The 22,857-nt window shown below is 63.3% G+C and carries 18 protein-coding genes; 6 read left to right on the top strand and 12 right to left on the bottom strand.

Annotation, left to right across the window (positions count from 1 at the left end):
* Positions 1-10: 10 nt before the first annotated feature.
* The 4 genes from HTY53_RS05725 to HTY53_RS05740 form a co-directional block, all read right to left on the bottom strand.
* Entirely contained in the window at positions 11-1,096 is a 1,086-nt protein-coding gene (locus tag HTY53_RS05725; protein ID WP_174105502.1) for a substrate-binding domain-containing protein, read from the bottom strand.
* A 283-nt stretch (positions 1,097-1,379) separates the two neighbouring features.
* Positions 1,380-2,201 (bottom strand): IclR family transcriptional regulator, encoded by an 822-nt coding sequence (locus tag HTY53_RS05730; protein WP_174105503.1) that lies wholly within the window; start codon positions 2,199-2,201, stop codon positions 1,380-1,382.
* A 79-nt stretch (positions 2,202-2,280) separates the two neighbouring features.
* Positions 2,281-5,001, bottom strand: coding sequence for a DUF6351 family protein (locus HTY53_RS05735; protein WP_174105504.1), 2,721 nt, complete (start codon positions 4,999-5,001; stop codon positions 2,281-2,283).
* Between the two features lie 847 nt (positions 5,002-5,848).
* Positions 5,849-7,582 carry a phage integrase family protein gene (locus HTY53_RS05740; protein WP_081311600.1) on the bottom strand — a complete coding sequence of 578 codons (1,734 nt, stop codon included), beginning with the start codon at positions 7,580-7,582 and terminating at the stop codon, positions 5,849-5,851.
* Positions 7,583-7,821: 239 nt separating this feature from the next.
* Between HTY53_RS05740 and HTY53_RS05745 the strand changes: the two genes are divergently transcribed.
* Genes HTY53_RS05745 through HTY53_RS05755 form a run of 3 tightly spaced genes read left to right on the top strand, consistent with a single transcriptional unit; the run spans position 7,822 to position 10,500 of the window.
* A complete protein-coding gene (locus HTY53_RS05745; protein WP_053821819.1) occupies positions 7,822-8,781 on the top strand; it encodes a chromate resistance protein ChrB domain-containing protein in 960 nt (319 codons plus the stop codon).
* A gap of 22 nt (positions 8,782-8,803) precedes the next feature.
* Entirely contained in the window at positions 8,804-9,994 is a 1,191-nt protein-coding gene (locus tag HTY53_RS05750) for a chromate transporter (RefSeq protein WP_053821818.1), read from the top strand.
* 47 nt (positions 9,995-10,041) lie between these two features.
* Positions 10,042-10,500 (top strand): chromate resistance protein ChrB domain-containing protein, encoded by a 459-nt coding sequence (locus tag HTY53_RS05755; RefSeq protein ID WP_053821817.1) that lies wholly within the window; start codon positions 10,042-10,044, stop codon positions 10,498-10,500.
* 28 nt (positions 10,501-10,528) lie between these two features.
* Here HTY53_RS05755 and HTY53_RS25015 read toward each other — a convergent pair whose 3' ends face one another.
* The 7 genes from HTY53_RS25015 to HTY53_RS05790 form a co-directional block, all read right to left on the bottom strand.
* Positions 10,529-10,663, bottom strand: a complete 135-nt coding sequence (locus HTY53_RS25015) for a YHYH domain-containing protein (RefSeq protein WP_099047658.1) — start codon at positions 10,661-10,663, stop codon at positions 10,529-10,531.
* Between the two features lie 105 nt (positions 10,664-10,768).
* The gene (locus HTY53_RS05765; protein ID WP_053821816.1) at positions 10,769-11,146 is read right to left on the bottom strand and encodes a hypothetical protein; all 378 of its coding nucleotides are present in this window, start codon (positions 11,144-11,146) and stop codon (positions 10,769-10,771) included.
* Between the two features lie 51 nt (positions 11,147-11,197).
* The gene (locus HTY53_RS05770; protein WP_053821815.1) at positions 11,198-14,302 is read right to left on the bottom strand and encodes an efflux RND transporter permease subunit; all 3,105 of its coding nucleotides are present in this window, start codon (positions 14,300-14,302) and stop codon (positions 11,198-11,200) included.
* Between the two features lie 8 nt (positions 14,303-14,310).
* Positions 14,311-15,444: an efflux RND transporter periplasmic adaptor subunit gene (locus tag HTY53_RS05775; protein WP_053821814.1), complete on the bottom strand. Its 1,134-nt coding sequence runs from the start codon at positions 15,442-15,444 to the stop codon at positions 14,311-14,313.
* Positions 15,445-15,455: 11 nt separating this feature from the next.
* Entirely contained in the window at positions 15,456-16,010 is a 555-nt protein-coding gene (locus tag HTY53_RS05780) for a hypothetical protein (protein WP_053821813.1), read from the bottom strand.
* A complete protein-coding gene (locus HTY53_RS05785; RefSeq protein ID WP_061959896.1) occupies positions 16,007-17,227 on the bottom strand; it encodes a TolC family protein in 1,221 nt (406 codons plus the stop codon). Before HTY53_RS05785 ends, HTY53_RS05780 begins: the two co-directional genes overlap by 4 nt.
* A 98-nt stretch (positions 17,228-17,325) precedes the next feature.
* Positions 17,326-17,679, bottom strand: a complete 354-nt coding sequence (locus HTY53_RS05790) for a hypothetical protein (RefSeq protein ID WP_053821811.1) — start codon at positions 17,677-17,679, stop codon at positions 17,326-17,328.
* Between the two features lie 134 nt (positions 17,680-17,813).
* Here HTY53_RS05790 and HTY53_RS05795 point away from each other — a divergent pair, with 134 nt between their 5' ends.
* The 3 genes from HTY53_RS05795 (at position 17,814) to HTY53_RS05805 (ending at position 20,645) form a co-directional block, all read left to right on the top strand.
* The gene (locus HTY53_RS05795) at positions 17,814-18,872 is read left to right on the top strand and encodes a DMT family transporter (protein ID WP_053821810.1); all 1,059 of its coding nucleotides are present in this window, start codon (positions 17,814-17,816) and stop codon (positions 18,870-18,872) included.
* A 246-nt stretch (positions 18,873-19,118) separates the two neighbouring features.
* The gene (locus HTY53_RS05800; RefSeq protein WP_053821809.1) at positions 19,119-19,601 is read left to right on the top strand and encodes a hypothetical protein; all 483 of its coding nucleotides are present in this window, start codon (positions 19,119-19,121) and stop codon (positions 19,599-19,601) included.
* A gap of 453 nt (positions 19,602-20,054) precedes the next feature.
* Entirely contained in the window at positions 20,055-20,645 is a 591-nt protein-coding gene (locus tag HTY53_RS05805) for a hypothetical protein (RefSeq protein ID WP_053821808.1), read from the top strand.
* A 379-nt stretch (positions 20,646-21,024) separates the two neighbouring features.
* Here HTY53_RS05805 and HTY53_RS05810 read toward each other — a convergent pair whose 3' ends face one another.
* Complete coding sequence (locus tag HTY53_RS05810) at positions 21,025-22,149, bottom strand: MBL fold metallo-hydrolase (RefSeq protein ID WP_174105505.1); 1,125 nt, start codon at positions 22,147-22,149, stop codon at positions 21,025-21,027.
* Positions 22,150-22,857: the final 708 nt, after the last annotated feature.

Here is a 22,857-nt window from a genome sequence, read left to right on the forward strand (position 1 = left end):
GCGCGCGGCGCTATGCCGGCGGCGCCACGGTTGCGCCGGCGCGAATCACGTGGGGCAGCAGCGTGGCGCGCGCCGGGCCCGGGCGCTGCGTGCCGGACATGCTGCCGGCATCGAGCCGTGCGAGCAGGCATGCCAGCGCGCGCGCGCCGATCTCGCTGTTGGGCTGCACGACCGTGCTGAGCGGCGGCTCCAGCAGGCCGCCAAGCGCGATGCCGTCGTAGCCGAGCACCGAGATATCGCGCGGCACGGCGAGGCCCAGCCGCTTGAGAATCGAGATCACGCCGATCGCCAGCATGTCGTTGGTGCAGAACAGCGCCGTGGGCCCACGCGGCGCCGTAACGACCCGCCGTACGTGTTCGATCTCCGCCGGCGTGTGGGTCGGTGTATGGGCCGGCAGCGACAGCGGGGGCAGGGCGGCGAGGCCATGCGCCCGCATCGCGTCCTGATAGCCCGCGTGCCGCTGCCGGGCGCGATCCGACGCGACGAAGGCGCCCGAGACCACGGCAATGCGCCGATGGCCGGCCGCGATCAGCGTCTCCACGCCGGCGCGCGCACTGGCGCGGTTGTCGACCGATACCGAATAGCGTTTGCCGCGGCTGCTCGCCTGGTTATAGGCCAGCACGTAGGGCACGCCTTCGGCATCGAGCTGGTCCAGCAGCGCGCTGCGCGCCGCATCGGCAACGGTCAGCACCATGCCGTCGACGCGGTGACGCAGCAGATATTCGATTCGCTCACGTTCGCGCGCCGCGTCGTAGCGACTGGTCACCAGCATCAGCGAATAGCCTTGCGCCAGCGCCGCCTCTTCGATGCCACGCCAGCACTCGGCGAACACGGCGTTCTCCAGCGTCGGCAGCATGACGCCGACGATGCGCGTACGCTGCGCCCGCAGCTTGGCGCCGAGCAGATTCGGCCGAAAGCCAAGCTCACCCGCGGCGCGCAACACCCGCTCGGCCGTGTCCTGCCGGACCAGCTCCGGACTGCTGAACACGCGCGACGCGGTCGCCAGCGACACGCTTGCCGCCTTCGCGACCATCAACAGCGTCGCGCCATTCGATGGCGCGATCTCGGCGGTGAGCGGGGCGGCTTTGCGATGCATCGGAGCGGATATCAGGGCCAATCGGGACAGTGTGGAACGACGACGTAGCGGGAAATGAAAACGTTTTCATTCAAGCCGCAAAAAAACGGGTGTCAAGGACAGCCCGTGGTGCAGCGCGCTACCGAAAGCGGGGCGGCGCGATGGCGACCGGTGTGCAAAGCCGGATTGGCGGCGATTGTGCGAGGCGCAAATGACAGGGGAATGACATGCGGCGCACGAGGGACGAGACGCGAGGGAACGCGAGGGAGCGCGAGGGGAACGGTGGCAGGGTTGGCGCGGTCGGTCAGTCCTCCCATCCCGCCGCTTGAATGGACGCGACGATCGCACTCGCCGTGTTCATCAGCGCAGGTGCGAAGTCCTCGTGCAGCAGACGGCCATGCAGGCGGGAGGAGGGCCCGCCAACGGTGAGCGCCAGGGGTTCCCGGCCGTCCCCGAGGTCGATGGCAACCCCGACTGCAGCGATCTCCCGTTCCCACTCGGATTCCGAACTGGTATATCCACGCTCGGTGACCTGGCGTTCCGCGCGTTTCAGGCCATCGAGCAACCTGGGCCATTCGGCGGGCTGAGCGGTGCGAAGCCGCTGGCTGATCAACTCCCGCATGCCTGCCGTCGACGCACACCACATCGCGCGGCCCATCGCGGTAACGGCCAACGGGATACGAGTGCCAACGTCGAGCCCCAGAATCAGCCTCGCCGTGCCACGGCAATGCGCGACATAGACCATCGATTCGTCATGTCTGACCCCGAGAGAGATCGCTGACTGTGTGTGTTCCGCGAGCGCTTCCATGTGGGGGCGAGCGAAACGGCCGATGTCGAAGTTGGTCAGCATGCTGAAGCCCAACGACAGGACACCGGGCGCCAGCGCGTACTCCCCCGTGCCTTGGCGATGTCTCAGGTATCCGGCAGCAGCCAGGGTGAAGGTCAGACGCGAGACCGTGGCGGACGGCAGCCCGGTTCGACGAGCCAGTTCCTGGTGAGCCAGCCAGCGATCCGTCGGTCGGAAGCAGCGCAGAAGCTCAAGCCCGCGGGCCAGCGCAGTGACAAAGCGCGGGTCCGCGGCGGCATCCATTTCGGTCGATGGATCGATTCGTCTGCGGCCCATCATTTCCCCCCAGCTGAGGCAGCGTGTTTGGCGACCATCTCAGTGACGCGGCGGCGGTTTGCTGCCGCCGCGCCTCGCCACATTACGGCGCGAGCGCATGCCCAATCACCATCCCGTTGTCCTGCGTGATCCGGATCCATGTGCCTGCCAGCGGCTGTTCTTGCTCGCCCGGCTTGGTGTAGTCACAGACCCCGCCGGGGAACACGTCGCGCAGCGCCGCAAGATCCGCCTCTCGCTGCGAACCTGTCCATGACGGATTGCGTTCTGCGTAGCCGGCATAGTCGCTGACCGCCACCGGCTTGAGCTGACATTGCATGGTCCGGGCATGGATCGGCTCGCCAGCCTCGAAGCGAGGATACGAAGAGGCCGGGAACATCGAATTGCACCGCGACGGTGTCTCGCTGACCTCGACGACGCCTTCCGGCGAATTGCTGCCATTGCCCTTGCGGAATACGGTGCTGAATCCGCCGAATCGTTGCGGCTCCGGAATAAAGTCATCCGCCGCGCCGGCCGTGGTGGCGCCGAAACAGCCATCGACGATGTCCGCCGGCTTGTTCCGCACGACCTTTGCCGCGCGCGAATCTGCGGCGCGGTCATTGACCACCGCCGACAGCCATCGATCCATGCCGAAAAACGCCTTCTGCATGGCTGGCAGCGACCGCCCGGTGTGAGCGGGACGGGGCGCCTGAACGGGCATCGTATGGTGTGCGTTCGGATCGTGCGCGAAGCCGCCTACATTGGCCGTTCCGGTCCACATGACATGGTTGGCGAACTGGCCTGTCGCCGCCGCTAGGCGAGCACGGACAATGAAGTGGAAGAACTTCAGATGCATATCCCCGGCGCCCGTGAACTCGTTGTTCAGGCCATCGAGATTCAGGATGGCGGTACTGCGAAGCCCAGCCCCGCCATACATGATCATTCCCGTTTGATAGGCCCGCTTCAGCGCCTCGGAGTCCGCGCGCATGCGCTCCGTGCGCAGGTTGCCGTCGATGTCCTGGCCACCGATCTTGCGATTGAGATCGATGAACTGCGCCATCGTGATCAGACCGGTGTTCAGCGCATTGAGTCCGTACTGAATGCCAACATTGCCCGTGAACGAACGCGCGAATCCGGTAGAGGGATCCACGCCAAGAATGTTCTTGTTGTGGTCGTTTACGTTGGGTCGCAGCCCGGTGGGGTTGGCCGGCAGCAGACTGACGGGCGGTGCGGGCAGGACGCCCATCGGCGCGCTGGTCACCACGTTGGCGGGGCTGTACTTCTCGGCATTGCCGATCACGGCATTAAACACGGAGCTGTTGCCGGGGCCACCCATCACGTTATCGCGGTCGCCCTGGTTGGCCGGCCGCAGAACCGAGTCCGTCCGCGCGGCCCAGAAGCTGGCTTGCTGGCGAACGCTGTGATAGGTGCCATAACCGGACGCAGCGGCAATCTCCGAGTTGGTCCAGTTCAGCAGCGTCGGATCCGCGGCCCGCTTGGCGGCCGTCGCATTGTCGTAAGTCGGATCGTACGGACTGTTGGGAACAGGGGAGTAGGTGCCGTTCTGCGTCGTTCCGCCCTTCGTGTGATTGAGCTGGAAGTTGTAGAACAGACGGCCCTCCATGCTTTGCGGGCCGCCGTTATCGGGAAAGCCAGCGAGCATGACGATGCCGTCGAGCAGTCCCGGATAGGTATCCGCAATCATGCTCTGTTGCATGGCCGATCCCGAGGAACCCCAGCCCATCGTGTAAAGGACCGGCCCGTTGGCCTTGATGAACCGCTCCTTGACCATCATCATGGTTTCGGCCGAGATGATGTGATTGCAGTTCTGACCGAAGTAATTCAGCGTGGAATTGGCGACTGCGAAACCCTTGCTGAGCGGCAAGTCATTCAAGGCATTGAAGTCGCCGGCAGCGCCGTTGGCGGAGTTGTTCGACCCTCCGACCGGGCCCATCGAACGACCCTGTACATACCAGCCGCCGCCACAGCTCTGTCCGAACGGGTAGACCAGTCGCCCGTTGAAATTGCCGGGCGGATTCAACGGGCTGGGATTCGGGTTCTTCACCGGATCCCCCAGCACCGCGATCTGGTAGATGCCGCGATTGATGACGCCGGTCTCCAGCCGAACGATGTAGGGAACGGTTCGGCCGTCGAGCAGGGTGGTTGTCTCGACATTGGCGGGCGGGTTCGCCGGGTCGTACGGCTGCCAGACCGCGGTGCCCGACTTTGTCGCATCGTGATAGACCCAATCGACCCGGGTTGGGGCAGCGCAATCGGGATCGGTATTTGGCCCTGCGGTGAGCGTCGGGCCGCCCGGATAGACAGCGAACGCGTCGGTCTGGCAGTGGAAACTGCCTTCCTGGGGCGCGTAGAGGATCGGCCCTTGTATCGGGTATGCGGTCAGCGTCAACGATCCGCGCACTTTCGAATGGGCGCCTGGCTCGACCACTTCGATCTTGTTCTCGCCCTGCGTCAGCCCTGACACAAGGCCCAGCATCGATTTTCTCGAGGCATCGCGCTTGAAATTGGCGGTGACATCGACGCCGTTCAATTTGACCTTCGCGTCGGAAATATTGCCGCCATCGGCCTGGGTCAGCTCAATCAGCGTGTCGTTGCCACTGACCATGCCCTCGGGCGAAGACAAGCTCTTCACCGTGACCGCCGGTTTCGCCGGTTCGTTACGGTCGTCGCCTCCACATCCGGAAACGGCAAGCACCAGCGGCGTCAACGCGAGGACAGCCAATGGCCCGGCCGTCAGGGTTCCGCGCCGGCCTTGCCGCCGGACGGATCGATTGCCCGCTCTCCGCAGGCCGCTTTGCCAATCCATGGTTGTCTCCTAATGTTTTATGTGAAAGCCGACGCCGATGGTCCAAAATATTCCGCTGACCGGAATATCGATTAAACATCGTTTTTATCAGCTGCCTCAGTCTAGAAGCCATGGGGAAGTTCTCAATGCGGGAACACCCGAACCGTTGCCTGTATTTAGAATTGACATATATTCCATGCAACGGAGTAATGTCACGTCGGGGCCGCTCAATGGCCCTTTGGAACGACGCAGGATGCGTGCGGTGTCTTGCATCGGTTGGGCCTGGAATACGATGGAATCAACCAGCCGTAGCGCGGTGAGATGCGGGCAGGAACACCACTGAGGCCTATACAAATTCGGTTGTTCCATTAATTCGCCGACATAACTCCTTATTTCGGCCGAAATAATATTGGAAGCCGGCAACGCGAGAACGCGGGGCGGGGATAATTCCTCCTAATGATCCAAAATGCAGGCGCGTCTCAACCCTGGGTCGCCAGGGAAAGAAGCTTCAAGTTTTTCTCGATCTGCGCTCACGAAATCCGGCACATATACCAGGCGCCAGCACGAATGCGACCGGGACATTTACGGCATGCGGACGAGCTCGCTGACTCGGGATGCCGCCGAGGCGGCGGTCTGGGTCTGTGTTACTTTTGAGGCACTTTTGATTTGTGACCGATAATACTTCTTATGTTAAATATGGTCTGGGGCCCGGCTCCACCTCTGGTGGCCCCCGTTAATTTGCAGAAGTTTGTTACCCGTTTTTGCATAAATTTGTTACCCGCCCCCTAGGCGCTCACCTTTCGGATGCTGGCAGTTCCGATGACGCCTTGTTCGTCCGTACAGCCCGCTGTGGACGCCCTTGCGGGTGTCATTTGGCCCCAAATGCCTCTCCGATCTGCCGGGCCCGTTTGACTTCATCGCTATGCAGATAGACCGACGTCGTCGACACGGACGCATGCCGCAGGTTGTCTCGAACGATGGTCAGTTCCGCGCCGCTTCCTAGCGCGTGTGTGGCGTGCGTATGGCGCATCCAGTGTGGACTGGCGCGGCGCAGCTTGTCCGCGGCCGCGGGATGGTCCGCACCAATGACATCCGCAGCCAGCTTGAAGAACCGCTTCACCACATGCCATAGCCGCGTGCTCGAGATGCCGATCTCGGGCTCGCCGCCCAGATCACCGACCAGGCGAACCTCGGGACGCCACAAACGCCGACTGATGGGCAGTCCGCGTTCCGTCAGGTAGCGCTCCACCGCCCGTCGCGCCAACGGGGGCATTGCCACGTTGCCGCTGCGGCCGCCCTTGCCGGTCAGCTTGAGCCATTCGTCGCCTTGCGCGTCGGTCCAGACATCCCCGAGCGTGGCTCCTACCAGCTCGCTGGGGCGTAGCCCGGTCGCATAGGCAAAATCCAGCACGAAGCGCAGGCGCTGCGCCGCGGCGGCCTCCCAGCCGTGGGACCATTCGAGCCCGTCAGCAATGGTCCGCACTAACTTCCATTCACCGTCGGTAAAGGCGCGCGAATTGTCCAGCGCCGCGGTGCGGCCGCCGCCGCGCACCTTGATGCCGGCGAAGGGATTGGCCAGCACGTAGCGTTGCTCGACCAGCCAGCGGAACATCGCCCCAAGGATCGACAGCGCATGGGCGACCGAGCGTGCGGCCAGCGCACCGGTGAACGGCCGCCAGTCCGGCGACGAGCGCGGGCGTGGCGGCCCGACCCACCGCTCTCGCGGCATGGGCCGCCGCAGGAAGGTGCGGTAGGCCACGGCGTCTTCGGTGGTCAACGACGACAGCGGCCGCTGACGCTCGACGATGGCCCACAGCATCAGCCGTTCCGCTTCCTTGCGGTAGGTGCGATGAGTGGCCGGCGACTCGTGCAGTGCCAGCCAGGCCTGCACCGCCTCGTAGTCGTTGTCCGCGGTCAAGGTGCACGTCGCGCGCGGGGCGCGAAAGCGCCCTTCGGAGCCGTCGACCTGATGGGGCAAGCGTAGTTGCTCCCACGGCACGACGCTGCTGCGCCGCTCCTGCACGATCAGCGCGCGGGCCCGCTCGGTCAGCTCAGGATGCGCGGCGAAGAACGCCTCGATCTGTCTGGCACCGGTAGCGCCCAGCCCGGGGATGGTTGCCCACCAGCGTCGACGCCTGGGCACGCGCACCGTCAGCGCCGCCAGCGTCTCGATGCCGTGGGCGCGCAAGGCAGCGACGGCGCGAGCCGGCAGCCAGCGACTGATGTCGTCGGTGATCGCTGGCTGTGGCGTGGGCAGCGTGCGCAAGACCTCAATAGCACGGTCGGCCGCCCTGCCCTGCGCCACCCGCGCCGACGCCGGTATCTCGAACAACGCGGCCAGATCGTCGCGGCCGCGCTCGCGTGCCAGCGAGGCGAGCCGGCGGCGAATGCGGCCCAGCACGGCGCGCGAGGATTGGCCGCGCGCCCTCTCCTCTCCCAGGTATTGCGCCACGGCTTGCCGGGAGCTGAGGCCGGCATGCCAGGCACGCAGCGCGGCCAGGGAGGCGGCATCGGGGAATGCCGTGGAAGCATCGGCGGAGGCCGTATCCATACCCGTGCTGGCGGCAGATGCGGAGTTCGGTAGGGTCAGGCGCGATTTCATGGGCGCCAGTTTAGCGCACCGAAATGGCTATTATGATAAGCATACTGTGCCGTTCGTATTTTGGCGAGAATGGCTCGGAGCCCCGCTAGGCTCTACAAACCTTGACCGTCTTGTAGAACATTGATGACGCCCACCGGGGAACGTCTATCGAACTCGGCCATCGCAATGCGGCATTGGTAACGCCTGTAATGATCTCTACACAGTTGTAGAACACGCTACGAAGGCCTACGCTTGCAGCGATGACATACCTCGCTGCTCCCTGGCTCCTCCTTCTCGTTACGCTGCCCGCTGGCAGCACCACCGCTCGCATGCGGTTATGGCGCGCCGTGAATGCGCTTGGCTGCGCCACGCTGCGCGATGGCGCCTACTTGCTTCCTGCGTCCCCCGAACGCGCCGAGCGGCTGAACCTGTTGGCCACGGATGTGCGTCGTCACCAGGGAGAGGCTTGGCTCTTGGCTGTCAGCGCCGATGGGGAGCAGGAGCGCGCCTTTGCACTGTTGTTCGACCGCTCGCCGGACTACGCCCAGTTGCAGGCGGACATCGATCAAAGCGGCGCCGCTCTTGCGCAAAGCAATGCCGCCGAAGTCCGGCGCTTGCTTGACCGTTACCAACGCGCCATCAACGCCATTCGTGCCGTCGACTTTTTTCCCAACGACGCGTCCAACCGAGTGTCCGCGAGCTGGGACGCATTTCAGCGCGGGGCCGGTCGGGTTCTCTCGCCAGGTGAGCCGCACGCGGCGGACATGGGCATCGTTCCCAGGGATCCCGCCCAGTACCAGGGACGCCGCTGGGCAACACGGCGACATATTTGGATTGACCGCATCGCCTGCGCCTGGCTGATTCAGCGCTTCATTGATCCGCACGCGACATTCCTCTGGCTTGCTGATCCGCAGGCGTGTCCCGATGACGCGCTTGGATTCGATTTCGACGGTGCCGCTTTCACGCACGTGGGCCAGCGCGTCAGTTTCGAGGTGTTGTTGGCCAGCTTTGGGCTGGAGGAAGACCGCGCCCTTGCCCGCATCGCCGCGATCGTCCATGCCCTGGATGTCGGCGGGGACCCGCCCGCGGAGGCCGCCGGTCTCGAAGCGATGCTGTCAGGGCTGCGGCAGACCGCTCGGGACGACGACCAATTGCTCGCCGAAGGCATACCGGTTCTGAGCGCGTTGCATCGTCATTTCAGCACCCGGCCCAAGCGCTGATCTCTCACTTACCTATGCACCAATGAAAGCCGATCGCACTACCGTTCCGTCCCCCTCAGGGGGGTCTTACACCCTGTGGCAACTGGTGGCGTACATGCTGCGCCTGGGCACCCTGGGCTTTGGCGGCCCCGTGGCGTTGGCTGGCTATATGCATCGCGACCTTGTCGAGTCGCGCAACTGGTTCACCGAGGCCGACTACAAGGAAGGACTGGCCCTGGCCCAATTGGCGCCCGGCCCGCTGGCAGCACAGCTTGCCATCTATCTCGGTTTTGTCCACTACCGTATTGCCGGCGCGACCCTGGTCGGCATCGCCTTTGTGCTTCCGTCCTTCCTCATGGTGTTGGCGCTGGGTTGGGCATACGTGCGCTTTGGCGGCCTGACGTGGATGCAGTCGGTCTTCTACGGCGTGGGTGCCGCGGTGATCGGAATTATCGCGATCAGTGCGTACAAGCTGACGCGCAAGAGTGTTGGCGGTGACCCCTTGCTCTGGACCATCTATGCCGTCCTGGTCGCGGTCACCATCATCACGGAATCAGAGATCGCGTGGCTGTTCATTGCCGCCGGCGTCCTCGTGTGGTTCTGGCGCGCGCCGCCGAAGTGGTTCAAACAAGGTGGCATGCCGATCGCTGCTGCGTGGCAAATTGCGCCGGGCTCGGGAATTTTGACCAACTTCGATTTGCCGTTGCTGACGCAGATTGGGTTGTTCTTTGCCAAGGCTGGCGCCTTCGTCTTCGGCTCGGGCCTTGCCATCGTTCCGTTCCTGTACGGCGGCGTCGTGACCGAGCATCAATGGCTCAACGAAAAGCAGTTCGTCGATGCGGTAGCGGTGGCGATGATTACGCCGGGTCCCGTCGTCATCACGGTGGGCTTTATCGGCTATCTGGTGGCTGGGCTTCCCGGGGCCATCGTCGCTTCGTTGGCCACCTTCCTGCCGTGCTATCTGTTCACCGTGATTCCGGCGCCCTACTTCAAGAAGTACGGGAAGCTGCCTGCCATTGTCGCCTTCGTGGACGGCGTGACAGCCGCCGCAGTCGGGGCCATCACGGGCGCCGTCGTTGTGCTGGCTAAACGTTCCATTATCGATGCACCCACACTGGTGTTGGCGATCGTGACCGTGCTGCTGCTTTGGCGATTCAAGAAGTTGCCGGAACCGGCGATTGTCGCTGGCGCCGCGGCAGTGGGTCTCCTGGTGTATCCGCTGCTGCGGTCCTGAAACCCTGATGCGGGCGGCCAGGCACCCGTACCCATGAGGAGACGACCATGAAATGGGTCACCCGCGAAAGGCCAAAGATCGACCGCATTGCCTGTCCTTGGCTGATCGCCCGCTATATCGATGAGACGCCTGAGTTTTTGTATGTGCCGCCGGCCGACGTATTGGCTGTTGCACAAAGCACTGGCGCCGTTCCATATGATGTGCCCGATGTGGAGTTGTCGCATGTCGGCGACCATTGCAGCTTCGATGCCTTTCTCGATAAGTACGGATTAGCCGAGCCGGCCCTGCAGCAGCTTGCCGCCATCGTGCGTGGCGCGGACACATCGAGGCTGGACCTCACGCCACAGTCGGCGGGACTTTATGCCATCTCGCTCGGTTTATCGCGGCGCTTTGCCGACGATCACGAGATGCTTCGCCATGGCATGGTTCTCTACGATGCGCTGTACGCCTGGTGCAGGGATTGCCAATCGGAGACGCACAACTGGCCACCAGCGCAACGCATCTGAACGCAGCAGCTGGCAGCCTGCTGCGAGATCAATGGCAATGTCGAATGCCAGTCTTGTGGTCCATATGGCAGCCATTTCGATCGGTGCCGCCGCTATGCGACCACGCCGCAGTAGACGCGAAACCGAGGACCGCAAAGATAAGAACAATGGCGCTGCGCAGCATGATGTCTCCGTCCGTCTAGTGTTGATTTGACGGTAAGGTAGCACCGAAGACGCATTTGGCCATCCCTTCGCAAGGAGGGATGGCCACCTCCTCAAGCGCGGAGGCTTACTTCACCGCGAACCTGACGGTTACGGTTTTGCCATCGGCAAAGGCGACATTTGCCACCACCTTCGCACCGGGAGCCACGGCGATTTGTTCGGCGCCCACCAGCACATTTCCTTCCGCGGGCTTGAGCGCCGTCTCGCTCTTCTTGCTGCCATTGAGCACCGTCAGCTTGCCGCTCGCGCCCGCGACCGACTTCTTCTGGTCATGGTCGTCCACGTACAGGCTGACGTTGCCGTCCTTTGCCACCAGTTCGAACTGCATATCGCTCGCCGTCTGCACGACGCCGCCGTACTGCGCCGGCTTAGCGCCGTGCGCCATCGCCGTGCCCGAGATCGAGATGCAGATTGCGGCCAGCGCCGCGGCAATGCGTTGGTTCATAGTCCACTCCAAAAAACAGTGGGCGGCTCGAGGGCGCCGCCCTGACCCATTTCAATAGGCGTGCGTGCCGGCTTGGCCGGCGAGTTCTTCGATGGATTCACGCCCGAACAGCCATACCGCCAGCGGCGTCAGCACGGTGTCCAGCAAGGTCGAGCTGACCAGCCCCCCGAAGATCACGACGGCCACCGGATGCAAGATCTCCTTGCCGGGCGCATCGGCCGCCACCAATAGCGGCGTCAGAGCGAATGCCGCCACGAGAGCGGTCATGAGCACCGGGGTCAGACGCTCCAGCGAGCCTCTGACGATCATCGGCATGCCGAACGACTCCCCTTCGAGCCGGCAAAGATTGATGTAATGGCTGACCTTGAGAATGCCATTGCGCGTCGCGATGCCGGTCAGCGTGATGAAACCGACCATCGATGCGACGGACAACGTCAGGCCCGCGGCCCACATCGCAATGACGCTGCCAATCAGCGCGAAAGGTATGTTGGCCATGATGATCAGCGTCAGCCGATGCGCGCGATATCGGGAATACAACACCAGGTAGATCAACGCCAATGACATGACGGCCAGGAGAGCAATCAGCTGCGTAGCCAGCTCCTGCGCCTGGAATTGCCCCTCGATGCTGACGAAGTACCCGCCCGGCAGACTGGACTGCGCGACCGCGCCCCGTACTCCGGCGATGATGCGGCCCATGTCGGAGCCGTCGGTATTGGCGTAGACGACGATTCGTCGCCGGCCATTTTCCCGGCCGATCTGATTGGGGCCATCGCCCTCTTCCACCGATGCGATGGCGGCCAGCGGCACGGGCCCGCGTGGCGACTGGATCATGATGCGCGCCAGATCCTGTGGCGTGCGCTGCGTTTCGGCCAGCCGCACAACGAGATCATGACGTCTCACGCCCTCGATAACCTGGGATGCCCGTGCGCCTTCGGAGAGCGTCTGCATGGCGCCCAGCGCATCGCCGGGCGTGATGCCATACTGCGCGGCCTTTCGATAATCCAGGCGCACGTTCACCTGTGGAATCAATACCTGTCTCTCGACCGTGATGTCGACCAGGCCGGGCACCTGCGCCAGGCGACCGCGGACGGATTCCGCCAAGCCCCGCAGGGTATCGAGGTCGTCGCCGTAGATCTTCAGGGCGATCTGCGCCCGCACGCCCGACAGCAGATGGTCCAGGCGATGAGAGATCGGCTGCCCGATGGCGACGGATGCAGGCAGCGAGGAGAGTTGTGCGCGGATGGCGGCCATGACTTCCTCGCGGCTGCGATCGGAACGCTTCAGGTCGACATCGATCTCGGACGAATGCACCCCTTCGGCATGCTCGTCGAGCTCCGCGCGGCCAGTACGGCGGCCCACCTGCGTGACTTCCGGTACCTGGCGAATCAGCGATTCGGCCAAGGCGCCCATGCGGTTCGCCTCCGTCAGCGATGTGCCCGGATTGAACATCAGGGACATGACCAGCGAGCCCTCGTTGAAAGCCGGCAGGAAGGCCCGCGGAAGCCACGGTATCGATGCCGCCGCGATAAGCGCGGCGATCCCGGCGCCAGCGAGAATGACCCGGGCACGCGGAAACGACCAGTTCAGCACGCGCGTATCGACCCGCTTGAGCCATCGCACCAAGGGACTATCGGGATGGTCCAGGCGCTTCATGCCGGGAAGCAGGTAGTAGGACAGCACCGGTGTGACGGTCATCGACACCAGCATCGACGCAAGGATGGACACGATATAGGCCACGCCCAATGGCGCGAACAACCGGCCCTCGATGCCTGGTAGCGCAAACAGCGGCACGAACACCAGGACGACGATCAACGTGGCATAGACGATGCCCGAGCGCACCTCCACGGACGCGCGCCAGATCGTCTCCAGTACCGCAGGCGCCTCCGTCATGGTCTTGCGCTGCTTGAGCCGGCGCAGGATGTTCTCCACATCGACCACCGCATCGTCGACCAATTCGCCAATGGCGATGGCCAAGCCCCCCAGCGTCATCACGTTGATCGACTGGCCCAACACGTGAAAGGCCAGCGCCGTCACGGCCAGGGACAGCGGAATGGCGATCAGAGAAATGGCGGTCGTGCGAGCACTGAGCAGGAAGGCAAAGAGGATGATCGCGACCATGATGGCGCCGTCGCGCAGTGCCTCAACCACATTACCGATGGAAGCCTCGATGAAATCCGCTTGCCGGAACAGCACGCGCGGCGCTTCCAGGCCCTTGGGCATGCCCTGCTTGAGCTCGGCCAGCGCCGCTTCCAGTTCGCGTGTCAGCTTGACGGTATCGGCGTCCGGTTGCTTTTGCACACTGACAATAACGGCCGGCTTGCCGTTGAACCCGGCGTCGCCGCGTTTGACCGCGGGGGCATGGCGCACACTGGCGACCTGCTGGAGCAGCACCGGGGCACCATCGCGATATGCGACGGCCAGCCCGCCGAGATCATCCAGGCGCGTCGTACGGCCCAGGTTGCGAATCAGATATTCCCGGCCGTTCAGGTCGATGAAGCCGCCACTGCTGTTGCTGGCGAAGTCCCGCAGCGCGTCGGACAACTGGCCGAGCGAGATACCGAACTGCGCCATCCGTGCAGTGTCCGGTTCAACCCGAAGCTGACGGACTTCGCCGCCAATGGGAATCACCTGTGATACGCCCGGCACCGACAGCAGCCGCGGGCGCAGAACGAAATCGGCGTACTCGCGTGCCACCATCGGGCTGACGCTCTGAGCGTCGATCGGCAAGGCGATGAGCATGATCTCGCCCATGATGGACGAAACCGGCCCCATGATGGGCGTCAGTCCACCGGGCAATTGCTCCCGCACCAGCGCCAGGCGCTCCGACACCAATTGCCGGTTGCGATAGACGTCGCTCCCCCAATCGAATTCGGCATAGACAATCGACAGTCCCACGCCGGAGACCGAACGCACTCGCGTCACGCCAGGCATGCCATTGAGCGCGGTTTCGATGGGAAAGGACACCAGCAACTCGACCTCCTGGGGCGCCATGCCGCCTGCCTCCGTGATCACCGTCACCAGGGGCTTGTTGAGGTCCGGAAACACATCCACGGGCGTACGCCAGGCCGTCATGGCCCCGAACGCCATCAAAATCGTAGCCAGGGCCAGCACCACCAGCCGGTTGCCGAGGCTGGCACGAACTATCCAGTTGAACATGCCCGCCCCTACCGAATCTGGTTGATCAACGAGGCACCGCTGACCACCACGCGGTTCTCGGGGGACAGACCGTCAACCACGACGACATTGCGCGCATCCAGGACACGTACCTGGACGGGCTGTGCGATAAAGCGCTGGGTCCCGGACTTGATCCAGACACTGGTCTCATTGTTCTGCCCGCGGACCACCGCTTCGCTTGGCAGCACAATTCCCTTCACCGTGTCGGTCAGGTGCGCAACGACGGTCACGGGTTGCCCGACCGCAAGAGGGAGCGACGTCTGGCCGGCAAGCCGGAACGTCAGCGGTACCGCGCCGTTGCGCAAGCTGCGGCCCGCGCCGACAAACTGCAACGCCCCGCCCTGCACGTTTGCCAGGGCTCCATCCCGGATCCGGCCAGCGAGCGAGGCGTCGGCGCTCTGGGCCTCCACCATCAAGCGGGTCGGGTCGACGATTTCATACAAGACGTCATCACTTGCGGCGACTTGACCTGCGACGACGTTGGCCGAGGCGACAATGCCGCTCGCCGGCGCGCGCAGCGCATCGGTCTGATGCAGGCTGGTTCCCACGGCGGCGCGCTGACCGGACAGGCTCTGGACTTCGGCGCGTGCAGCTTCGATGTCCTTGCGGGGGATGCTGTCCTGCAGCGACTCCAGCCGCTGCAGGCGCTGTTGCGCGAGCTTCAAATTCGCGCTCAGGTTTGCCAGTTGAGCTTGCTGATTGCCGATGTCGAAAGGTTCGTTCTTGTGCCGCAACACCGCCATGACGTCGCCCTTTCGCACACGCTGGCCCAGCACAGGGAATCCGCCCGGCGGCGCCTCAAGCCAGCCGGGGTGTCCGGCCTGCAAGCGGCCACCCGCGTTCGGGTCCATCACCACAGTCGCATTGAGCTCCAGCGACACAGGATGCTCGCCAGCTTGCGGCATGATGGTACGAATGGCCATCCGGCGCTGCGCCAGCTTGGGCACCTGCACGCTGCCATCAGGAAGCCGCGCGAGCCCGGCCGCTGCAGTTGGCGCGGGTCCGTCAAGATGCTCGCCGTCGGGACCATGGGCGCCCGGAGCGGCCCAGGCGGGAACGATGGCGCTGAATTGGGCCGCGGCGGCGGCCACCAGCAGCGCCCGGCAGAATGTCGTGTTTTTCATGTGATGTCGGCCTATCGGTTCATCGCGCCAGTCCGACGGCGATACCGGCGGATCATGACGAACAGCCCCAGTGCGAGGACCACTGCGATCGCAGCGCCGGCCCAGGGCTTCCAGGCAACGTGGTCGTGGCCGTGTTCGTCGCCACCAACGGTGATACGCCCCTCGATCAGATCGGATTCGGCGCCGGCAACCAGCGTAAAGACGAGCGCATGCTGCCCCGGTGCCTGCAGCGCCTTCAGCAGTGCCGCATCGGTGAAGGAAAAGTCCCCCAAATCGGCATGCAGCTTGGCCTGCGCCTTGATTTCCCCTAGCTCGACCTCTAGCGTGCCTGCTGTCACTGGCTCGTTGGTCGCATAGCGATCGACGAGTATGGATAACTCATCGTCGTAGAGCGTCCCGACTAGCTCGAACGCTTCGGTGTTTGCTTCGATGGTCGGCCTTGTGGTCCCGGCCGAAGTTGCGGCCGGGGCGTCAAGATGTTCGCCACTTGGGCCGTGCGCGCCGGGGGCTGCGTATCCAAGGCCGCATCCGAACAGCAGCACAAGCGCGATGAGGCAACGATTCATGGCAATACTCCCAGAGCCTGATTGAGATTGGCGATGGCAGCGCCGCGCCGCGCGCGCTGTCGCGCTGCGTCGGCTTCGGCTTCCAGCGCCTGGTTTTGTGCGCGCAATACCTCGGTCAGGCCGATTTCGCCTGCATCGAAGGTCTTGCGCAGGAGGACCGCGCGCTCGGCGAGCATCGCGCTGCGCTGCTCACTGAGCTTGAGCTGCTGCTCCACCAGCGTGAGAGCCTGTCGCGATGCCTCCGCTTCGGACTGCACCACGCGCTCCATGCGCTCCCGCTCCGCGCGTGCGGTCATGACTTCGGTCTGAGCGGCAGTTTCCCTTGGCAGATTGCGGGCGTCCGTCGCAAACGGAATCCGAATGAACACGCCCACGGTCTGGTCGGACGGCGCGCCGCCACCGGCCGCATCACGGCGATAGGAGACCCCTACCTCCGGAGCGTCCCGGCGGGACTTCTGCAGATACCCGAGTTGTCGTTGCGCGCGGAGCAGGCCTCCGGCGGCGGCTTCCAGCGATGGGTGGGCCGAGACGGCCTCGGGCATGGCAGGTCGCTCCTCGTAGCGCAGCGGCAGCGCGGAGGCACCGGTCAATTGGAACAGCCGTGTTGACAGTTCGGTCATCCGTGCCTGGCTGTCGGTCAACAACGCGCGCGTGGCGAGAAGATCCTGATCCGCTAGCAGCAGATCGGTCCGGGCAAGATCGCCGGCGGAAACCCGTCGTGCCACATCGTCGCGCAAAGATGTGGCGTTTAGCACGCGTCGGCGCAACACTTCCTGCTCGGCCGCAGCCGCCGCAAGCTGCCAGACCCGATCCCGCAATTCGCCGGCAACGGCCAGCCTGGCAAGTCTCGCTCTGGCATCCGCCTCCGCCAGCTGGGCGTCAGCGAGCTCGCCCCTCGCCGCTCGCTGACCCGGCAGCCAGATAGGCACGCCAAGCGCGACTTCGCTTTCTCGAACGCCCCGCCCGTCCGTGAACCGGTCCCCACGATGACGCAGGTCGGCGACGGGAGGTCCGGCGATCAGCGAATCCGCCTGAATACGACTTGCAGCGGCCTCCTGTCGCCGCCCCTCGGCCGTCTGGAGCGCGACCGAACGCTCCCATGCGACCTCGAACAGGGACTGCAGGTCCGCTGGCGCGGATCGCTCAGCGGGCGCTTGGGCGTATGTAAGGGGCGACAGCACGAGCGCTGCCACCAGAAGTAGAAATGATCTCTGCATGAAAAACCCCAACGCGAATGGCTTGAAGAAGCAATGCGACGGGGCGCGACCCGTAAAAAGGCGTCGCAGCAGACGAACAAACGAACGCTACCCCGTCGTCAGACAGGAGCGTGAGGTGGGCGTAATGGTGGTGTGCCGGTAGGATCCGGTATCACAGCGCCGTCAAACAGGGGCGTCTGGTAACGCGGCGGCAGGACGGGAAGCGAGTAAGCCAGGCTTACCGTTCCCAAGAGGTTCGAGGCGAGCTCGAAGTCCAACTGGTGTGACGCCGAGGCGCTGGAGTCGTCCTCGTGGATATCGCCATCGTCGTCATGATGATGCGGCACGTGCTCGGCGTGGACAACCATATGGTCCAGCACCGGGCCGGACGCATGCGCGAATTGCCGCTCCACTGCAGCGAGAGCCTGCAGCGGGAGCATCAGCATCAAAAGGATGGCAACAATTCGCGACATGCGCCGGATTCTACAGGAATATGCCGGCGTCATTGGCGCACCCCTGCCGCGTAAAGGGCCGCCCAATCACCTGGTCGCCTCAATTGTCGGATGCGCGCGACAATGCCATTCCGCTATGCCAACCGCAATACGCCATGTCACTACGCTTAGCATCCCCGGCGCTCGCTGCCGCGATACTTTTTGGAGCCAGCACTCCGCTGGCCAAGGCTTTGACCGGGGGAATATCGCCGCTGATGTTGGCGGGACTGCTTTACTTGGGCAGCGGAATCGGCCTGCTCATCGCAATTGGTGCCCGCCGACTCTTTGGTGCGCGTCAAAGCGCCGAAGGCGGCACGCTTGCCATTCCCCCCGCAGAGTGGCCGTGGCTGCTTGCCGCGATTATTGCCGGGGGCGTCGCCGGCCCGGCCCTATTGATGACGGGCCTGAACGAGACAAGCGCCGCGACCGCGTCGCTGCTGCTGAACGTTGAAGGAGTGTTGACCGCCGTGATTGCCTGGGTGGTCTTCAAGGAAAACGCCGATCGTCAGATCGTTCTAGGGATGGTCGCGATCGTGGCGGGCGGGCTCCTGCTCTCGTGGCAGCCGGGCGAAGTCAGATTCGCATCGGGGGCGATTCTGGTCGTGGCAGCGTGCCTTTGCTGGGCCGTCGACAACAACCTCACACGCAAGGTTTCCAACAACGACGCGCTGGTCATTGCCTGCCTGAAGGGACTGGTAGCCGGCGTCTGCAATACAAGCTTGGCATTTGCCACCGGCGCGGATCTGCCGCCGTTTGCGAGCACACTGGCTGCCATGGTCGTGGGCTTCGCGGGATACGGCGTCAGTCTCGCCCTGTTCGTCATAGCCTTGCGCTGGCTGGGCACTGCGCGGACCGGCGCCTATTTTTCGATTGCGCCGGTATTTGGCGTCGTCATATCGCTGGCGATATGGCCCGACGTGCCAGGCGTCACGTTCTGGCTTGCCGCAGCTTTGATGGCACTCGGCATCTGGTTGCACCTCCGGGAACGGCACGAGCATGAGCATACCCATGACCCGCTCGAGCACAGCCATGCCCACCGGCACGACGCGCACCATCAACATGAGCATGACTTTCCGTGGGAAGGGGCCGAACCGCACCGCCATTGGCATCGGCATGAGGTGCTGATCCATCGGCATCCGCATTATCCGGACACGCACCATAGGCACAGCCATTAGGACACGTTCGAACCCGCCGAAAAGTCGCTATGCGGCGCTGCGTGGATCAACGCCATATTGGCGCACGTGTGTGCGCCACCCCACAGAAGCGAACCGGCGCGGCTACATCGCGCCTGGGCCGCCTCGCCCAACCCGCACAGCCCCACTGTATGGGCGGATTCGGAACCAAGGTACCAGCCCACGGGGAACGGTGGGTGCAGCGTGACGGACCTGTAATACTATGGCTACCCTCACCGCTTAACTGGCATGACTAACTTCGTTTTCGCGCTGACGCCGGCGCAACAGGCTGCGGTGACGGCGCGCCGGATGGCGCTGCAGCTGTCCGCACGCCAAGCGAGGTTCTTGGCCGTGGCTGCTGACCCCGATGACCCGCTCGGCATTGTGCGCGTGTTAGGACTCGACATCTCGACGCTGCAACCCTTGGCACCGCGCCCCTGGCTCGACATGGCTGCCCGCACAGCTAGCGTCAGCTACCGCGGTTCTTTGCCGTCGGACGTGCTGGCCTCCATGCTGGCCGAAGGCCGCGTGGTGTCCGAGTGGTTCCCTCATCTCGGGCACCTGCTGGATGAGACGCCGCTTTCACTGCTGATTCTCGCCATCGAGCAGCTCGCTAACCAGCAACACCTCCCCTTCACAACGCTCTGGCGGAATCTCGGGCAACTAGCGCAGGCGTGTCAGTCCCATCGGCTCGCGGGCTGGCTGGAACTGTTCGCCGAGCATGACACCTGATCGCTGACGGCCTCGTCCAGTCAGCGCCGAAGTCGCTGTCGCACGGTAATTTGCAGCGGACCATCTTTGCCGCGCAATCGTTCGGGTAGCGCCCGTGCCACGACACCATGCGACAAATCGCCAGGCCGTATGTGCGCAGACCACTGACCCAGGTCACGCTCATTGAGGGTGAGAGACGCGTTAAACGCGGACATGGCCCGCCACACCAGTTGCCGAAGGCCACGCGCGCTATAGTGTGATGGTTGCGTAGCAGTCGCGACCATGTTGGTTCGTGGCGCGCGAACGCCCCGCAGATAACCCAACGCATAGCAGAGCGGGTCATCGCGATCGCGCCAGTGAGCGTGCAGCGCCGCAGATAGCCGCCGGCTCACCGGCACCGCCCGCTCGATTTCTGCACAGATTTGTTACAATTTTTAACTCGATGAGCCAGCCCTCTTTTCATTGTGAGCGGCAATGGGAAACCCCGACGAACTAAGCAGAGAAGACCTGTTGCTCCGCCTCATCGAGCGCTACGTCATGATTGGTGGCCGTTACTACCGTGACATACCGGCGGAACAACAGGCGCAATACCTACCCGACGTCTGCGAGAGCGAATCGTATCGATGTGAACGGTTGCGACAGCTGCTATATGAGCACGGCGCATTTCGAGGAGTGCCTTTCCGAAAGGGACCGATCGAGGTGATGGACGCCTTTATTGCTCAAGGTCCGCAGCGGCTTGCGGCAGAGCGCGAGAGACAGCGCGCCAGTGCCGAAGAAGACGAGCAAATGCGGAACCGACTTCTTGCACGGCAAAGAGAGCGGGAACCTGAGATTGACAGGACCGCAGACAAGCACCGCCGGCTGAGCTGGCTACCTTATGAGTCGGGGCCCGAAGGCCAGATTCTCGACCTCGTCAGTGCAAGCGTCAAGAAGTTGCACGCGGTCCAAATCGCCAAGCTGCTCGAGATGGAAGTAGCCGATGTCCTGGAAGGACTGGCGTCGCTGATCAGGTCAGAACGCATTATTGCGAGCGGCGACGGCACGTTTAAACTGGCAGACGAATAACCTGCCGGGGAGACACGCCCCTTCGCACGCTACCTGACAGACTGAAGATGTAACATGGCCGCCGTACATCCAAAGAACACTTTAAGTTGAACCGTTCAACGGAGTAACAATTTTCTGCAAAGTTTGTTCAACTAAATTTGTTACTAGGCAAGCGACAAGCAGCGTCACGCCGTCAGTGTGTGAGTAACAAAATTACGCAAAACAACGGCCCCTTTGCCTTCGAACGGGAGCAAGACGTCGCTGAGAATTCTGAACCGCGAATAGACATCTGCGACGAGGTTCATCGACATGTCCGCGCCCCCTCCGACTCCTCGCCGGCAAGCCCGCCGTGGACCGTCGTCGCTTCGCAAGACATCGTCAGTTGAAGCAGCGACAGCGGCTAGCGCCCTACGCGCACCGCGTCCAAGATAAGTCTGCGTTCCATCGCTAACTCAACACTCACCGACAGCTCCTCGCCGTCGCGGAACCGAAGGTGGTCACACAGCGAAGGCACTGCTTCCAGAGCGGTAGCGATTCCCTCCAAGGCCCTACTTCTCGTTGTCGTTAGCCAAATCGTATAGTCCGTTGCGGCGGTTTCGTCGATCCATACCAAGACTGCCGCGGATGGATTCCCATAGCGTCCGTCGGCGGAGATGACATAGTGATCGGCGGTAACCTGCTGGAAGAAGCCAGCAGTATGGTTCCGGTCGCTACCGTGGTGCGCCACTTTCAGCAGGTCGAAATGGACCCGTCCTTCACTATCCAGATATCCCGCGTTTCGAAGTCCGTCGAGGATGTGGTCACCACGCGCATCGCCACAGAGCAACATCCGACGCACCCTCCCAGATGAGTCGGAAGCCTCCATCACCATGACGAGACTCGATAGATTGAATATCGAACTGTCCAAGTATGCGCGTTGCAACGGGCGACTTTCCGACGCGGCCCTCCACTCTTTTTCGAGCCTGCGCAACTGCTCGGAGGTCGGCCCAACCAAGGTCACCGTCAAATTTGGATCCAACTCGAGCCGTGTACCGCCCGGACCGGCAACCAGCTGCGCGGCCCCGCCATTGATACCGAAGCCGCGCTCGCGGATTAAATCCCGCAGGTGCTTGCCTTGGGGAACACTGCGCAAGAGCCTGGCATCGGCTGGCGATTGCTCATTGAGATGGCTTACACCGATGATTTGTGCGGGCGTACGAAGCGTGCCCGTCCTGGGCTCGTCGAACGTGTTGAGCCAATAGTGGCGGCACTCAGCTGGCGGGTCGTCCCGGTCCTGGAGGAGTTCCAGTATCCCGGCAATGTGATCGTCGTCTGTATGCGAAACGATGATATGCGCGATCTGCAGAGGCCGGACGCGCCTTTCGTCGGCAAGTTGATCGAGGCGTGGCCGAATCGTACTCTGATAGACGCCGCCCGGCCCGCCGTCGATCAGGACTAGCCTTGGTTGTTGCCGTCGGCCATAGTGCAATAGCAATGCATCCCCATGGGCCGCATTGAACGCCTCCAGCGCGAAAACATCCACCATTGCGTCGGACTCCCTTGCTACCTGCTACTCGCCACCGCAAGATAGGACTCTCACTGGAAGCGGTAAGCGTCCTTCGACTCCGGCATCGGGTCGTGGTCCCGCCGTGGGCATTCGACTCTCGCCTCAGTGTCCAACATGGCAGATAACAAGAGGACCGGTAGAGAGCAAATCTGGATACGGCATTGGACGACCCGATAGCGGGGCTTCATCGTGGAGTTCTCGGTTCACTGCCGAGCAGCCGCCATAGTTGTGAACGTCTGCCTCGCTCCCTACCGCGATCGCTGACGCCACTCTCGAGCGGGGTTGCGCTATGACCGTTAATTGGATCCTCGATCCGAGCATAAAAGCGGGACATCCTCTTCCGGCAGTTATGGTTTCTGTTCGGCTCGGATAAGCAACTGCCACGAAATACGGCCCGCCTCGGGCAAATGCTGGTGATGGTTCTGGGGCGGTAAGGTATGCCCCTTGGCAACCGCAATCTCGTCGCCACAGCCGATACACCTGTAGATGCCGGCGTTGTGCGCCTGTGCACCCGGTGGAAGCTCGAAGTCATAGATGGACTCCTCGGCCAATGTCAGGTGTCTAGCGTACTTGTATTGAGCCACGCTTCCTCCAGTGGATGACGATGGCGGCCAACGACAGGTTGTTCGCCGCCGCTTGAACGAAGGCAGCATAGCGAAAGCGATTCCGCATGTTTTCGGATTTTCG

Source organism: Cupriavidus gilardii, assembly GCF_013314895.1.
Taxonomy (GTDB): Bacteria; Pseudomonadota; Gammaproteobacteria; order Burkholderiales; family Burkholderiaceae; genus Cupriavidus; species Cupriavidus gilardii_C.